This window comes from Dyella lutea (genome assembly GCF_024158035.1).
Lineage (GTDB): Bacteria > Pseudomonadota > Gammaproteobacteria > Xanthomonadales > Rhodanobacteraceae > Dyella_A > Dyella_A lutea.
This window is the reverse complement of record NZ_JAMZEK010000003.1, coordinates 884,424-899,203: the sequence shown is the minus strand read 5'-3', so window position 1 is coordinate 899,203 and position 14,780 is coordinate 884,424. Positions and strand designations below refer to the sequence as shown.

Below are 14,780 nucleotides of genomic sequence, written 5' to 3'. Positions count from 1 at the left end.
CCCGCGCGCGGCCATGATGACAGCTTTCGCGCGCCGCCGCCGCGTTTCGCCCGACGACGCGCGAAAGGCGCGGGCCCCGCTCATGAGCCCTTCGCTGCCACCACCGGCAGTTCCACGTAGCTGGTGTGGAACACTTCCTGCGTGGCCTTGCGATAGTCCTCCGGCCTGGCCAGGAAGATGTTCGGCACGAAAGTCTGCGGGTTGCGGTCGTACAGCGGGAACCAGCTGGACTGCACCTGCACCATGATGCGGTGGCCGGGCAGGAAGACGTGGTTGGTGGTCGGCAGGGCGAAGGTGTACGGCAGCGGGGTGTTCGGCGTGATCGGCTCGGGCTTGTCGAAGCCCTGGCGGTAGCGTCCGCGCAGGATGTCCATCGCCACGGCGAGCTGGTAGCCGCCCATCTCCGGTTGCGCGGCGACCTCGTCCGGATACACGTCGATCAGCTTCACCACCCAGTCGCTGTCGGTGCCAGTGGTCGAGGCGGTCAGATGCACCTGCGGCTCGCCGGCGATGGTCACTGGGGCGGTCAGCACGTCGGAGGTGTAGCTCAGCACGTCGGTGCGGCCGGAAGCCTCGCGCTGGTCGTCCACCAGCCACTGCGCCCAGGTGTCGTGCTCGCCGTAGGCGACCGGCTGGATCGGCCGGGCACGGAACGGCACCGGATGCGCCGGGTCGGAGACGTAGCTGTCGCCATCGTCGTCCGCCGGCCTGCCGAACGTGGCCTTCATGCCGTCGCCCAGGTACAGCGGCGTGGGCTTGATGGTGCAGCCGCTGTTGCAGCCGGCGGGCCAGCGTTTGAGGCTCTCCCAGCGGTTGGTGCCGGTCTGGAAGGCGGTGACCGGGGCCACGTCGGCCTTCGGTGCGTCGTTCTTCAGGTACTGTGCCAGGTAGGGGCGCAACACGTGCTCGCGGAAATACTTGCCGGTGTCGCTGCCGAACCGGATCGCCCCAAGCGAGCTGCCATCGCCGATTTCCTGGCCGTGGTGCCACGGGCCCATTACCAGCTTGACCATGGTGCCGCTGGTGTCCTTGGGCTTGATCGCCTTGTACACCGCGATGGCGCCGTAGATGTCCTCCTGGTCCCACAGGCTGTGCACCAGCATCACCGGCACCTTCAGCGGCTCCTTCGCGAGGAGCCTGTCCACCGCCTGGTCCTGCCAGAAGCTGTCGTAGGCCGGGTGGGCCAGCACCTTTTGCCAGAACGGCAACTGCTCCATGCCGTGCTCGCGGGCCAGCTCCCCGGCCGAGCCGGCGCGCAGGTACAGGTCGTAGTCGTCATGCACGTTCGACCACCACTTGTAGCTGTTGTCGCGGCTGGCGGTCTGCTCGTAGATGTAGGGCAGGTTCTGCTGGCGGAAGGCGCCGTGGTGGAACCAGTCGTCGCCCATCCAGCCGTCGACCATCGGGTTCATCGGCACCGACACCTTCAGGGCAGGATGCGGGTGGATCAGCGCCATCAGCGGCTCGAAGCCGTCGTAGGAGATGCCCAGCGTGCCGACCTTGCCATTGCTCTCCGGCACGTGCTTCACCAGCCAGTCGATGGTGTCCCAGGTATCGGTGGCGTCGTCGACCGGGGTCGGGTTGATCGGCCCGTGCGGCGGGCGGTTCATCACGTAGTCGCCCTCGGAGTGGTACTTGCCGCGCACGTCCTGCACCACGCGGATGTAGCCATCCTCGACGATCACGTCGACCGCGTTGTCGTAGCCCTCGAGATTCGACTCGAGGTGGCCGCTCTGCGCCAGGGTGGTCATGCCGTCGGCGTCATAGGGTGTGCGGGTGAGCAGGATGCCGGCCTTCTTCGCATGGTCGCCGTTGAGGTTCTTCGGGATCAGGATCACCGTGTGCAGCTTCACCCCGTCGCGCATCGGGATCATCACCACGCGGCGCTCGAAATCGGCGTCGGCGTTGACCGGCGTGAACTTCGCCGGGGTCTCGCTCGGGTAGTTGGGGTATTGCGGAGCGGCATCCTGCCGGGCAGCGACGCCGGCCGAGACGGCCAGCAGGGCGGTGGCGAGCACGGGCAGCAGGCCCGCACGCACCGAGGCGGCAAGAGCTTTTCGCGACATCTTCGGTTGTCCCCTGGGGTGGAGCGTAAACGTTATCAGCGCGCGGGCCGTGCCGGCCACTCGCCGATGGTCTCAGACGACGGGCTCAGCGCAGCTGGGCCTCGAATGCCTCCAGCGGCATGGCCTTGCCGAACAGGTAGCCCTGGTAGTGGTGGCAGCCCTGGCGATACAGGAAGTCGCGCTGCTCGGTGGTTTCCACGCCTTCGGCGACGGTCTTGATCCCCAGGTTGCCGGCCAGCGAGATGATCATCCGGGTAATCGTCGCGCCGTGCTCGTCGTGGCGGGTGTCCTGCACGAAGGAGCGGTCGATCTTGATCTCGTCCAGCGGCATGCGCTGCAGGTAACTGAGTGAGGAGTAGCCAGTGCCGAAGTCGTCCAGCGCGAAGCGCACGCCGCGTTCCCGCAGGCGCGCCATCCGCTCGATCATCTGCTCCATGTTCTCGGCAAACAGACTCTCGGTGACCTCGAGCACCAGCCGCGACGGGTCGGCACCGGTGCGTTCGAGGACCTCGATCACGCCCTGGACGAAGCCCGGGTCGTGGAACTGCCGCACGCTGGCATTCACCGACAGGCTCAACCCGGCGGTAGGTGGATGCAGCGCCCAGGCGGCGAGCTGGCGGCAGGCCGCTTCCAGCACCCACTCGCCCAGCGGCAGGATCAGCCCGGTCGCTTCGGCCAGCGGGATGAACTGCGCGGGTGGCACGTCGCCGCGCACCGGGTGGTTCCAGCGCAGCAGCACCTCGGCGCTGACCGTGCGGCCCTCGCTGTCCACCTGCGGCTGGAAGTGCAGACGCAACCGGCGCGCCTGCAGGTCGTTGCGCAGGTCGTGCTCCAGCGCCAGCCGCTCCTGCATGGCCACCTGCATGGCCTGGTCGTACACACGCAGCGTGTTCTTGCCGGCCGACTTGGCGTGGTACATCGCCAGGTCCGCGTGCTTCAGGGTGTTCTCCGCTCCGCGCTCGCCCTGCTCGAACAGGGCGATGCCCACGCTCACCGTGCAGCGGTAGTCGATGCCGTCCAGCGTGTAGGGCAGGGCGAGCACGTCGCGGATCTTGTGCGCCACACCCTCGGCCCGTTGCAGCGCGGTGTTGGGGTCGCGGCCGAGGTCGTCGAGCAGGGCCACGAACTCGTCGCCGCCGAGCCGGCCGAGCACGTCCTGCCCCCGCACGCACGCGTGCAGCCGGCGGGTCACCTGCTTGAGCAGCAGGTCGCCGACATCGTGGCCCATCGTGTCGTTGAGCAGCTTGAAGTTGTCCAGGTCGACGAACAGCATCGCGCCGAGCTGCCGCTCCGGCGCCGGCCGAGCCAGGATCCGGCCGAGGCGCTCCATCAGCTGGCGGCGGTTCGGCAGGCCGGTGAGCATGTCGAAATAAGCCAGTCGATGGATCTGCTGCTCGGTGCGCTTGCGCTCGGTGAGATCGGTGTTGGTGCCCGAGACGCGGGTGGGGCGGCCATCGGCATCGCGCAGGATGAACCCGCGCGAGAGCACCGGCACGTAGTGGCCATCGCGATGCTGCAGGCTGAACTCCAGCTGGTAGCTCTCGGTGTCGCCGCCCAGGAACTCCTCGAACGCGGCCAGCACGCGATCCACGTCGTCCGGGTGCATGCGCCGCTTCCACAGCTGCGAGTCTACCGGCAGCGCGCCGGGTTCGAGGCCGAGCATGTGCCACCAGCGCGGCGAGTAGTACAGCTCGTCGGCGGCCAGGTCCCAGTCCCAGGCGGCATCGTTGGCGCCGCGCAGCATCAGGCTGAGGCGCTCCTCGGACTGCTTCAGCGCCTGCTCGGCCTGCTTCAGCCCGGTGACTTCGGTGAAGCTCACCACCACCTCGGTGGGTTCGCCGTTCCCGTCGAGGTTGGGGATGGCATTGCACATGACCCAGACAAGCCGGTGGTCGCTGCAGCGGCGCAGGCCGAGAACGTAGTTGCCCACCGCCGCCCGGTACGCCAGCGCCCGCGCCACGGGAAACTCCTCCGGGGGCATCGGCGAGCCGTCCTCGCGGATGAAATCGAATCGCTCGTCGGTGTAGAACGCGCCCAGCAGCACGTCGTAGCTCATGCCCAGCAGCTGCAGCGCGGTCTGGTTGGCGTAGATGATCTCGGTGTCGGCCTTGTGCAGCACGATGCCCGCCTGCACGTGCTCGAACAGGAACCGGTACAGCCGCTCGCGCGACGCCTGGACTTCCAGCGCCTGCTTGCGCGCCGAGCTGTCGCGGGTGATGCCGAGGAAGCCCGACAGCACCCCCTGCTCGAACACGGGGGTGATCGTGAGTTCGTTCCAGAACGTCTCGCCGGCCTTGGTGTAGTTGAGGATCTCACCGCAGAACGATTCGCCGGCATCCAACGCGGCGCGCATCGCGCGCACGGTGTCTGGGTTGGTCTGTGGACCCTGCAGCACGCTGCAGGTGCGGCCCACCAGGTCGTCGCTGGCGTAGCCGGTGAGGTCGATGAACGACTGGTTGACGTAGGTGACGCGGCGTTCGCGGTCGGTCATGACGACGCCGTCCGAGACCGTCGAAAGTATCGGTGTGATGCTCCCGAGATCCATCGCACTGCCCATGACGCACCGCCTCGATCCTGGTCTGTGCCGATTCCGGGGGGGGGGGCGTCCGCTGCCCGTGTCGCTGCCCGTGCCTGCGGGTGCGCTGACGTTACACCGCCCCCGCACGGCTTTCCACGCCGGGTCGATGGCGCCTTCCGTACCGGCCGTCGGCCGGCGTCGGTGGTGCCCGTCGGCGGCCTGGCGATCGGTCAGTCCGACCCCATGCGCCGGCGGGCGTGCACGCTGACGCTGCGGCTGCCGTCCATCAGCTGCAGCTCGCCGTCCTGGACCAGTACCTGCAGGCGCATGCTGCGCTCGAGCAGTTCCGCCAGTTGCCGCACGGTGGCCTCGGGGATGTCCAGCACGGTGAGGTTGCGGTGTCGTGCGAGGCTGGTGGCGATCTTGTCCCACCACACGTCGGCCGCGTGGCCGCCGTAGTTGACCACCACCACCTGCCGGGCGCGGGCGCAGGCCTTGCGGATGCGCGACTCGTCCGGCTGGCCCAGCTCGATCAGCAGCTCGATCTCGCCGGCGTAGTTCCTGTGCCAGAGGTCGGGCTCCTCCTCGTTGCTCAGGCCCTTGCCGAACTCCAGCCGCTCGTCGGCGTACAGGGCGAAGGCGAGCAGCCGCACCATCAACCGCTCGGCGGTTTCCGAGGGATGGCAGGCCAGGGTGAGCGTATGGGCGGCGTAGTAGTGCCGGTCCATGTTGCTGACCTGCAGTTCGGCCTTGTAGATGGTGGCGTTGGGGGCCATGCGATACATTCCCGGGAGTCAGCCGCGCAGTCTACCGGCAGCAGGCGGGAGCGCGGCGCCGGTCGGACTCAGCCATGGTCGGGCGCGTGGCGGCCGGGTTACGCTGGCCGACGTTTCCCGCCGATCGCCCGCCGTGTCTTCGATTCCCCCCAGTACTCTGCATCTGCCGCCCGGCCCCTGGTCCACGGTGCTGGATTGCCTGTGCGATCACTTTGCCGCGATCCCCCGAGAGCGCTGGCTCGACCGCATCGCCCGCGGCCGCGTGCTCGACGCCGACGGTGCGCCGATCACGGCACAGACGCGCTACCGCACGGGCATGCCGGTGCGCTATTTCCGCGAGGTGGCCGATGAGCCGGCGATTCCCGGCGACGTGCACGTGGTTCATGCGGACCCGCACCTGGTGGTGGCCGACAAGCCGCCGGGCCTGCCGGTAACGCCGGTCGGCTCCTACGTGACGCAGACCCTGCTGGCCCGCCTGGTGGCGCTGACCGGCAATCCCGACCTGGTGCCGCTGCACCGGCTCGACCGGCTGACCTCGGGCCTGGTGCTGTTCTCCGCGCGGCCGGACAACCGCGACGACTACCTGCGCCTGTTCCGCGAGCGGCGAATCGGCAAGCTCTATGAAGCACTGGCGCCGCCGCTGCCGACGCTGGATTTTCCTCTCGTGCGGCGCTCGCGCATCGAGCGTGGCGAGCCGTTCTTCCGCATGCGCGAGGTGCCCGGCGAGCCGAACAGCGAAACGCGCATCGAGGTGATCGGGCGCGACGCGGCGCTGTGGCGTTACCGGCTTCGCCCGGTCACCGGTCGCAAACATCAGTTGCGCCTGCACATGGCCGGGCTCGGCGCGCCGATCGCGAACGACCCGCTGTACCCGCAGCTTGCCGCTCCGGCGCCGGACGATCCGGCGCGTCCGCTGCAGTTGCTGGCCCGCGCCCTGGATTTCGTCGATCCGCTGACCGGCGAGCCGCGGCATTTCGAGAGCAGCCGGGTGCTGCGCTAGGGTGGCGGCTGTTCGCTGCCGGGGAGCTGGTATGGGGTTCGTTCGTGGTTGTCTCGCGCTGTTCTGGCTGGCCGCCCTGGGCACGGGGGCGGCGCGGGCGGCAGGCCCATCGCCGATCCTCGACACGCAGCAGCTCACGCTCCCCGGAGGCGCGCTAGCCCCGGGCGGTTTCCACGTGCGCGTGTTCCTGCCGCCGGGTTACGCCCTGGGCACGGCGCGCTACCCGGTGCTGTACGCCAACGACGGCCAGGACATGGACGCGCTGGCGATGCGCGCCACGCTGGCCCGGCTGGAAGGCGCGCATGCCATCGCGCCGGTGATCGTGGTCGCTGTCGATGCGCTGCCGGACCGGCTTGCGCAATACGGCCTGTTCGACCGCGGTCGCCACCGTCCGATCGTCGGCAGCTCGCCGGTCGGACCCATCGGTACGAACGCAGCGGCCTACGCGCAATGGTTCATCGGCACGCTGCTGCCTTACGTCGACGTCCATTACCGCGCCGAACCCACGCCGCGCGGGCGCGCCGTGCTGGGCTGGTCGCTCGGCGGCCTGAGTGCCTTCGGCCTGGGCTGGAACGCGCCGGACCGGTTCGGCACGATCGGCGCTTTCTCGCCTTCGTTCTGGGTGGCGGCCGACCGCAGCAGCGCCGGGGCCGCACAGCGCTCGCGGCTGGCGCTGCACATGGTGAACCGGGGCCCGGCACGGCCGGAACTGCGGTTGTGGCTGTCGGTGGGCACCGGCGAGGAAACCGCCGACCGCGACCACGACGGCGTGATCGACGCGGTGGACGACGTACAGGACCTGGTGAACGGCTGGCGTGCGCCCGACGGCCACGCACTGCGTGGCCTACGCCAGCTCGGCTACGGCGTGGTCGAGGGCAGTCCCGCCGATCCGCCGCGCGCCGGCCGGGTGGCACTGGAACTTGTGCCTGACGCACAGCACAGGCAGGCAGCCTGGGCGGCCGTATTGCCGGACTTCCTGCGTTGGGCCTTCCCGCCGGACGGCTGACCCAGCGGCCCATGCGGCGGTGCGCGCTGCCATGCGAGGGCGTTCCACGCTATCGTTCGGGCCTTGTCCATCCGGGGAGTCCTGCACGTGAGCCAACCCAAAGCGCCGGGCCTGGAGCCGCGCACCGAACTGACCGTACGCGGCCTGATCATCGGCGTGGTGATCACCGTCGTGTTCACTGCCGCCAATGTGTTCTTCGGCCTGAAGGCCGGCCTCACGTTCTCCACCTCGATTCCCGCGGCGGTGATCTCGATGGCCCTGCTCAAGGGCTTCAAGGATTCCACCATCCAGGAAAACAACGTCGTGCAGACGATCGCCTCGGCGGCGGGCACGCTGTCGTCGATCATCTTCGTGCTGCCCGGCATGATCATCATCGGCTGGTGGACCGGGTTCCCGTTCTGGCTGTCGTTCGCCATCTGCGCGCTGGGCGGCGTGCTCGGCGTGATGTACTCGATCCCGCTGCGCCGCGCGCTGGTCACCGGCTCGGACCTGCCGTACCCGGAAGGCGTTGCCTGCGCCGAGGTGCTGAAGGTCGGCGCCGGTGACGACAGCACCGACACGCCCACCGAGGACAGCCGCTCGGGTCTGCTCGCCGTGCTGTGGGGTTCGATCGTCTCGGCGGTGTTCGCGGTGGTGGTGGCCACGCAGATCTTCGCCTCCGATGTGGTCAAGTACTTCAAGGTCAACGACCGCGGCGGCGTCACCGGCTTCGACTTCGGGCTGTCGTTCGCGCTGTTCGCGATCGGCCACCTGGTAGGCATCTCGGTCGGCATCGCGATGCTGGTCGGTGCGCTGATCGGCTGGGGCTGGGGCGTGCCGCACTACGCCGCATTGGCCGGCGGCACCGGTGCCCTGGCGGATATCGCCCAGGCGACCTGGAGCCACAAGGTGCGTTATGTCGGCGCCGGCGCCATCGCGGTCTCGGCGATCTGGACCCTGGCCAAGCTGGTCAAGCCGGTGGCCAGCGGTCTGGCCGGCGCGATGGCGGCCAACCGCGTACGCAAGGCCGGCCAGGCCGACACGTTGCCGCGCACCGAGCGCGACATGCCGATCGGCCTCGTCGGCCTGGTCACGCTGGCCTGCTTCGTCCCGATCGCCTGGCTGCTCGGCCATTTCGCCAATGTCAGCGGCCTGGGCAACGAAGTGGCGATGCTGGCGATCGGCGGCGTGGCGTTCGTGGTGCTGATGGGCTTCTTCGTCTCCACCGTGTGCGGCTACATGGCCGGCCTGATCGGCTCCTCCAACAGCCCGCTGTCGGGTGTGGGCATCCTGGTGGTGATCTGCTCCTCGCTGCTGCTGGCGGCGTTCGTGCAGCCGCACCTTGCGCCCGATACCGGCAAGGCGCTGGTGGCGTTCTCGCTGTTCGTCACCGCGGTGGTGTTCACCGTGGCGGCCATCGCCAACAACAACCTGCAGGACCTCAAGACCGGCCAGCTGGTCGACGCCACGCCGTGGAAGCAGCAGGCGGCGCTCGTTGTCGGCGTGATCGCCGGCGCGGCGGTGATCCCGCCGGTGCTGGACCTGGTGAACCAGGCCTACGGCTTCCTTGGCGCGCCGGGAGTGAACCCGGCCAACGCGCTGCCGGCGCCGCAGGCGGGCCTGATCTCCGCGCTGGCGCAGGGCGTGATCCAGGGCAACATCGACTGGAGCCTGATCTGGACGGGCGCGGGCATCGGCGCGGCGATCATCCTGATCGACGAGGTACTGGCCCGGGTCAGCCGCTTCCGCCTGCCGCCGCTGGCGGTGGGCCTGGGCATCTACCTGCCGACCGTCTCCACCCTGATGGTGGTGGTCGGTTCGGTGGTGGGCTGGGTCTACGACCGCCAGGCCGACAAGGGACCGCGTGCCGAGCCGGTGAAGCAGCTCGGAGTGCTGCTGGCTTCGGGCCTGATCGTCGGCGAGAGCATCATCGGCGTGGTGATTGCCGCGATCAAGGCTTTCGCCGAAAAGCTCGGGCTCAACAAGGACGCCCCGCTGGCCCTGGTCGGCTCAGGCTTTGCCGACTACGCCGTGTGGCTGGGCGGCGGCGCGTTCGCCATCGTGGTATTCGTGTTGTACCGCTGGGTGGCGCGGATGGGCCGGGCCGGTGCGTAACCACATCGGCGTGGCATCAGCGGCGAAGCTTCGACACCGCTGATGCCATCTGGAGTTGTGACATCGAGGGGTGGCTGATCCCAGGTTGCGGCGGCCCTCCTTGTCGTCATCCCAGCACAGGCTGGGATCCAGTGCCTTTCTAGGTCCCCGGTCGGAGCCACCGGCACATCACCTCATCAACCCGACCCGCCACCATGCCCGCCAACGACTCCAGCAAGCTCGACCGCATCGTCGCCGAAGCCCGCCGCGCCGCCGAGCAGCGCGGCCATGGCTACCGCGACCGCGCGCTGAAGATGTACCCGTGGATCTGCGGCCGCTGCGCGCGCGAATTCGACCGCAGCAACGTGCAGCAGCTCACCGTGCACCACCGCAACCACAACCACGACGACAACCCGGCCGATGGCAGCAACTGGGAGCTGCTGTGCCTGTACTGCCACGACAACGAGCACCAGCGTTACCTCGACCATGACGCCGGCACGCTCGACACCGGTGGCGCCCAAGCCCCGGCCACCGGCAACCCCTTCGCCGACCTCAAGGCGATGCTGGAGCGAAAGAAGTAGCCGCTCTCCGCGCCGCCTGTCGGGACTGAAGCCCCTCCCACGGAACACCCAGGAGCCCGGCCGGCCTGTGGGAGCGACTTCAGTCGCGACGCTCTCCCGCGCCGCCTGTCGGGGCTGAAGCCCCTCCTGCGGAACACCCAGGAGCCCGGCCGGCCTGTGGGAGCGACTTCAGTCGCGACGCGCTTGGTGCCGCCGACCGGTCGGCCCCAGCCCGCCGATACCCCCCCCGCGTACAATCACGGCCCGCCAGCCGTGTGAAGCCGCACCGATGTCCCCTGTAGCCGCCGCCCCCGTCGACGAGGTGCTCGATGCCCTGTTCCTGCCGCTGGAAGAGGGTGCCCTGCGCCTGCCGGCGAACGCCCGCGTGCTGTTCCTGCGTGCCCGCGACGGCTTCCGCCTGCGCGAGATGGCCAGGCCCGGCTGGCGCTGCGAGCAGAGCTTCAAGCCGTTCGCCGAGGCGCTGGCGCGCAGCCGCCTGAGCGTGGACGCGCAGATCGACGACGAGCGATTCGACCTGGTGCTGGTATTGCCGCCGCGCCATCGCGAGGAGGCCCGCGCCACCTTCGCCCGCGCCGTGCAGCTGGCCGCACCTGGCGGCGTGGTGCTGGCCTGCGTGCCGAACGCCGAGGGGGCGAAATCGGCGCAGACGGATCTCGCCGCGCTGGGCAAGTCGGGCGGCCACCTCTCCAAGCACAAATGCCGCGTGTTCTGGACCGCGCTGCTGGACGGCACGCACGACGCCGAGCGGCTGGCGCAATGGCTGGAGCTGGACACGCCGCGCCGCAACGCCGCCGGCTACTGGAGCCGGGCCGGCCTGTTCGCCTGGGACCGGGTGGATGCGGCTTCGGCGCTGCTGGCGGCGCACCTGCCGCCGGATCTGGCCGGCCACGTCGCCGACCTCGGCATGGGTTACGGCTACCTCGCCAGCGAGGTGATCGCGCGTTGCCCCGGTGTCACCGCGCTGGACGGCTTCGAGGCCGAGCAGCGCGCCCTGGTCTGCGCGCACCAGAACCTCGCCGAAGCACAGGCCCGGGCAGGGCACCCGGTGGCGGTCTCGCTGCACTGGCACGACGTCACTGCGGGTCTGCCGGGTCGCTACGACGCCGTCGTCAGCAATCCGCCGTTCCACCAGGGGCGTGCCGGCCAGCCAGAACTCGGTCGCGCCTTCATCACCGCGGCGGCCCATGCATTGAAACCTGACGGCCAGCTCTGGCTGGTCGCCAACCGTCACCTGCCGTACGAGGCCACGCTCGCCGCCCACTTCGCCGAGGTGCGCACGGTGGCCGACGAAGGCGGCTTCAAGGTCATCGTCGCCCGCGGAGTGCGCGCATGAAACTGGTCAAGCTCATCGCCAACCTGGGCTACGGCAGCCGCAAGGACGTCCAGTGGATGTTCCGCGAAGGCCGCATCACCGACGCCGACGGCGAGGTGCTCTACGCCGACGACAAGGTGGAGTACGCCAACATCCGCCTCGACAGCGAACCGCTGGACCCGCCCACCGGCATGGTGCTGATGATGCACAAGCCGCTCGGCGTCACCTGCTCGCGCAAGGATGGCGGTCGCGTGGTCTACGACCTGCTGCCGCCGCGCTACCGCGTGCGCGATCCCGCGCTCTCCACCGTCGGCCGCCTCGACCGCGACACCAGCGGCCTGCTGCTGCTCACCGACGACGGCGCCCTGCTGCACCGGATCATCTCGCCCAGGTCACACGTGCCCAAGGTCTACGAGGCCACCCTCGCCAACGACCTGCGCGGCGATGAAGCGGCCACCTTCGCCAGCGGCACCCTGATGCTGGAGTCGGAAGACACCCCGCTGCTGCCCTCCGAACTGGACGTGATCGAGCCTCGCAAGGCCCGCCTCACCCTGCACGAAGGCCGCTACCACCAGGTGCGCCGCATGTTCGCCGCTGTGGGCAACCACGTGGAGGCGTTGCACCGGGTGTCGGTGGGCGGCTTGGGGCTGGGCGAGCTGTCGGCGGGGAAATGGCGGATGTTAGGGGAGGGGGAGGTGGCGTCGATTTTCGGATGAGGTCGGTTCACCGTGTCCGACCGCCCAGGGTCAGCCCTGCCAGGATCACATACGGGCTGCAGGATTAGATGGTTGGATTAGGCGGCGGTACCGGTGGTAAGTTGCTGTTTCATAGGAAGGTGGATGTAATCTTCTGCGTAACAAACCGGTGTCAGGTCGCAGGATTAGACTGCGTTTTGCAATCTACATAGCGTTAGGGCGCTAAATGCGGCTTTACAAGTACATATCTAAACAGTTCGCCGATGCATTCGCGCGCCGCGGAGCCATAAAGATTGGGACGCTCTACGAGTACCGTAATACTGAAAAGTACAACTCTGCTGTAGCTGACAAGGACGAGGGCTCCTTCCAAACTGAGTTCGAGCTGTTGGGAGGCGGCGAGGTTGATTTGGGTGGCACGACCCCAGAAGCGGATTTCTTCCGTAAGCACGTGCTTCGACCCGGCCAGCAGGCGAGCAATGTCAAGATCGTAATGGAAGACGGTGCTCGTATCATTTCGCGCTCTAACTCCGAAGATCTCTACGTGTTGTGTTGCTCTACCCAGTTTTCTCGCGACGTCATGGTCGAGTTTGGCTGTGATGCGTGCGTTGAGATCAGCGATGCCCAAGCATTTGTAAATGCTGTAAGCCATACCATTCGTCACCAGGCGCGGTTGGTTGGATTCGGCCAGGTTCACTACCTACAAAAAACAAAGCCCTACACGGAGCCGCACCAGTTGCACCCGGCCGTCATGAAAGATCCCAAGTATGCTTACCAATGCGAATGGCGGTCTCTTTGGGCACCCATTAAGCCCATCAAAGGACCGCTCTTCATTCATGCATCCAAGGCGGCGTCGTACTGTAGCTGGTACGCGCCCTAACCAATCGTTCGAGGCGGACGGCTGCGCCGCCGCTCAACTCCAGCGTTAGGCATCACAAGGGAAGGTGTATGAACCTGAAAGCTGTTGGCACCGCCATCGCTATCATCGGTGTGATCGTTGCGTCCTTCGCCGGCAACGCCATCGCGCGGCAATCCGGCTTCGGGGACGAAGGCTGGCTTATGGCGGCATTCGCCTTTGGCATCCTGTTGCTCAGCCAAGGCCCCGTTCTGCAGCTTCGGCAAGAGGTTCGCGAGCTGAGGGCGCATTTGGCCGACCGCGGTGAAGCCTAACCATTTATTCGATGCGGACGGCGCCGCCGCCGCTCAACTCAGCGTTAGACGCCACAGGATTCGAGGCATGTCAAAACAACAGACGGAGCAGCAGCGCTACCTAAGCTTTGGTATTGGCATCGGCGTCGCCATCGGGTGTGGCCTTGGAATAATCTTTGGTAACCTCGCTCTGGGTATAGGGCCCGGCATTGCGATCGGTGTCGTGTATGGGATTGCGTTGGGCAAAAAGCGCGCGGCAAAATCTGGCAACAATGGCAGCAAAAATGATGCCGGTGGCGTCTAACATTTCATTCGAGGCGGACGGCTACGCCGCCGCTCAATTCCAGCGTTAGGCACCCATGTCGGATTTCCTCAATCGGATGTTTAGTGCGATCAACATGTCATTCGGTTGGCCAGTGTCGATGTGGCCGATCAGCACTCCTCTTTTCGCAGTCACCTTATGGGCCATACTTTCGCTTGTTAGGCGTGAGCGACTAGTTTCAAAGCCTGTCATGCTTGCGACTGGCATTTCCCTCATATTTCTTATCGGTGTCGCTGCCTTTGCGGCGGCGTTCTGGGCAGAGCCGGCATATCCAGCTCGCCCACCGCAGTTGCTGCGTGCAGCAGTTCTCGGCTATATCTGGTGGGCTTACTTTCTGGCCATGGCGCTCTTAGTTGGCTTTGCCCGTGGTATCCGGATGCCGATGGCCGCATTGGCTTTCGCCATGGCCTGGATCAATTTCGGTATCTATTTCGTTGGGGTCATGGCGGTCTCCGGGAATTGGCTGTAGCGTTTCCGCCTAACCATTCGTTCAAGGCGGACGCGCGTACCGCGCGCCGCTTAACTCAAGCGTTAGAGCGCATGAAACCTCTTCTCTCGATAATCGGCACCGCTGCCGTTCTCCTGTGCGGAGGTTGCGCTACGACTGCGGGTCCCGCCGTGAGCAAGGTGTACAGCGGCACCTACTTCTACAACTTCGAGTCTTCGTCTTTCACGCCCGACGGCACCGACGAAACTTGGTGCCTCAGCGGCAACATGGAGCAAGCGGAGCTTCCAGCCAAAGGCGCTAGCGGCCCTTGGGGCACTGCGCGCGTTGTTGTGCGTGGCACACTCAGCCCGCCAGGCCACTACTGCAACTTGGGCGTATCCAGGTACGTCCTTACCGTCAGCCAAGTCCTCAAGGTCAGCGACAAGCGCGCTCGGGAGCCGTAAGGTGTGCTCTAACCAGTCGTTCAAGGCGGACGGCTTCGCCGCCGCTCAACTCAAGCGTTAGGTCATGAAACAAAAGTCAGCATTTCTAGCGCTCGTTGCCGTCAATGTGGTCGCCCTTTTTGCCGGCGCCCAGCGCTTCTTTGTCACCTTCGCCCAACTCCCGATCGCCGGGCCTTGTAACCCCAAAGCCTTGGGTGCCGTACAGGCCGCCGGCGTCGAGTCGATGCGGAACTACCTATTTCCCTCGCTCATGTGGCTTGCTGGCATCTCGTTGGTCAACCTCGCCTTTGCTGGCATAGTCGTTCTTCGCAGGCGCACCGCGGGTGCCTAACCACCCGTTCAAGGCGGACGGGCACCGCGCGCCGCTTAACTCCAGCGTTGGGCTTTATGAGCG

14 protein-coding genes are annotated in these 14,780 nt (G+C 67.1%); 11 read left to right on the top strand and 3 right to left on the bottom strand.

What is annotated here, in order from left to right; translation table 11 throughout:
- Positions 1-80 precede the first annotated feature (80 nt).
- The 3 genes from NC595_RS16470 to NC595_RS16460 all read right to left on the bottom strand — a co-directional run bounded on the left by NC595_RS16470 (position 81) and on the right by NC595_RS16460 (position 5,360).
- A complete protein-coding gene (locus NC595_RS16470; RefSeq protein ID WP_253568264.1) occupies positions 81-2,066 on the bottom strand; it encodes a CocE/NonD family hydrolase in 1,986 nt (661 codons plus the stop codon).
- 85 nt (positions 2,067-2,151) lie between these two features.
- The gene (locus tag NC595_RS16465; RefSeq protein ID WP_256489455.1) at positions 2,152-4,611 is read right to left on the bottom strand and encodes a sensor domain-containing protein; all 2,460 of its coding nucleotides are present in this window, start codon (positions 4,609-4,611) and stop codon (positions 2,152-2,154) included.
- Positions 4,612-4,814: 203 nt separating this feature from the next.
- Positions 4,815-5,360: a YaeQ family protein gene (locus NC595_RS16460; RefSeq protein ID WP_253568260.1), complete on the bottom strand. Its 546-nt coding sequence runs from the start codon at positions 5,358-5,360 to the stop codon at positions 4,815-4,817.
- 133 nt (positions 5,361-5,493) lie between these two features.
- On the opposite strand from NC595_RS16460, the gene NC595_RS16455 reads away from it, so the two are divergent.
- From NC595_RS16455 to NC595_RS16405, 11 genes are all read left to right on the top strand, one after another.
- Positions 5,494-6,360, top strand: coding sequence for a pseudouridine synthase (locus NC595_RS16455; protein WP_253568259.1), 867 nt, complete (start codon positions 5,494-5,496; stop codon positions 6,358-6,360).
- 31 nt (positions 6,361-6,391) lie between these two features.
- Positions 6,392-7,366: an alpha/beta hydrolase gene (locus NC595_RS16450; protein ID WP_253568258.1), complete on the top strand. Its 975-nt coding sequence runs from the start codon at positions 6,392-6,394 to the stop codon at positions 7,364-7,366.
- An 87-nt stretch (positions 7,367-7,453) separates the two neighbouring features.
- A complete protein-coding gene (locus NC595_RS16445; protein WP_253568256.1) occupies positions 7,454-9,460 on the top strand; it encodes an OPT family oligopeptide transporter in 2,007 nt (668 codons plus the stop codon).
- Between the two features lie 194 nt (positions 9,461-9,654).
- A complete protein-coding gene (locus NC595_RS16440) occupies positions 9,655-10,020 on the top strand; it encodes a YajD family HNH nuclease (RefSeq protein WP_253568254.1) in 366 nt (121 codons plus the stop codon).
- A 268-nt stretch (positions 10,021-10,288) separates the two neighbouring features.
- Positions 10,289-11,353, top strand: a complete 1,065-nt coding sequence (locus NC595_RS16435; protein ID WP_253568252.1) for a methyltransferase — start codon at positions 10,289-10,291, stop codon at positions 11,351-11,353.
- A complete protein-coding gene (locus NC595_RS16430) occupies positions 11,350-12,048 on the top strand; it encodes a pseudouridine synthase (protein WP_253568250.1) in 699 nt (232 codons plus the stop codon). The genes NC595_RS16435 and NC595_RS16430 overlap by 4 nt, the downstream gene beginning before the upstream one ends.
- A 205-nt stretch (positions 12,049-12,253) precedes the next feature.
- Positions 12,254-12,904 carry a hypothetical protein gene (locus NC595_RS16425; protein WP_253568248.1) on the top strand — a complete coding sequence of 217 codons (651 nt, stop codon included), beginning with the start codon at positions 12,254-12,256 and terminating at the stop codon, positions 12,902-12,904.
- A 68-nt stretch (positions 12,905-12,972) separates the two neighbouring features.
- Positions 12,973-13,194 (top strand): hypothetical protein, encoded by a 222-nt coding sequence (locus NC595_RS16420; protein WP_253568246.1) that lies wholly within the window; start codon positions 12,973-12,975, stop codon positions 13,192-13,194.
- A 67-nt stretch (positions 13,195-13,261) separates the two neighbouring features.
- Entirely contained in the window at positions 13,262-13,477 is a 216-nt protein-coding gene (locus NC595_RS16415; protein WP_253568244.1) for a glycine zipper domain-containing protein, read from the top strand.
- A gap of 55 nt (positions 13,478-13,532) precedes the next feature.
- Positions 13,533-13,964, top strand: a complete 432-nt coding sequence (locus NC595_RS16410) for a hypothetical protein (RefSeq protein WP_253568242.1) — start codon at positions 13,533-13,535, stop codon at positions 13,962-13,964.
- 486 nt (positions 13,965-14,450) lie between these two features.
- Positions 14,451-14,717 (top strand): hypothetical protein, encoded by a 267-nt coding sequence (locus tag NC595_RS16405; RefSeq protein ID WP_253568240.1) that lies wholly within the window; start codon positions 14,451-14,453, stop codon positions 14,715-14,717.
- The last annotated feature ends 63 nt before the right edge of the window (positions 14,718-14,780 follow it).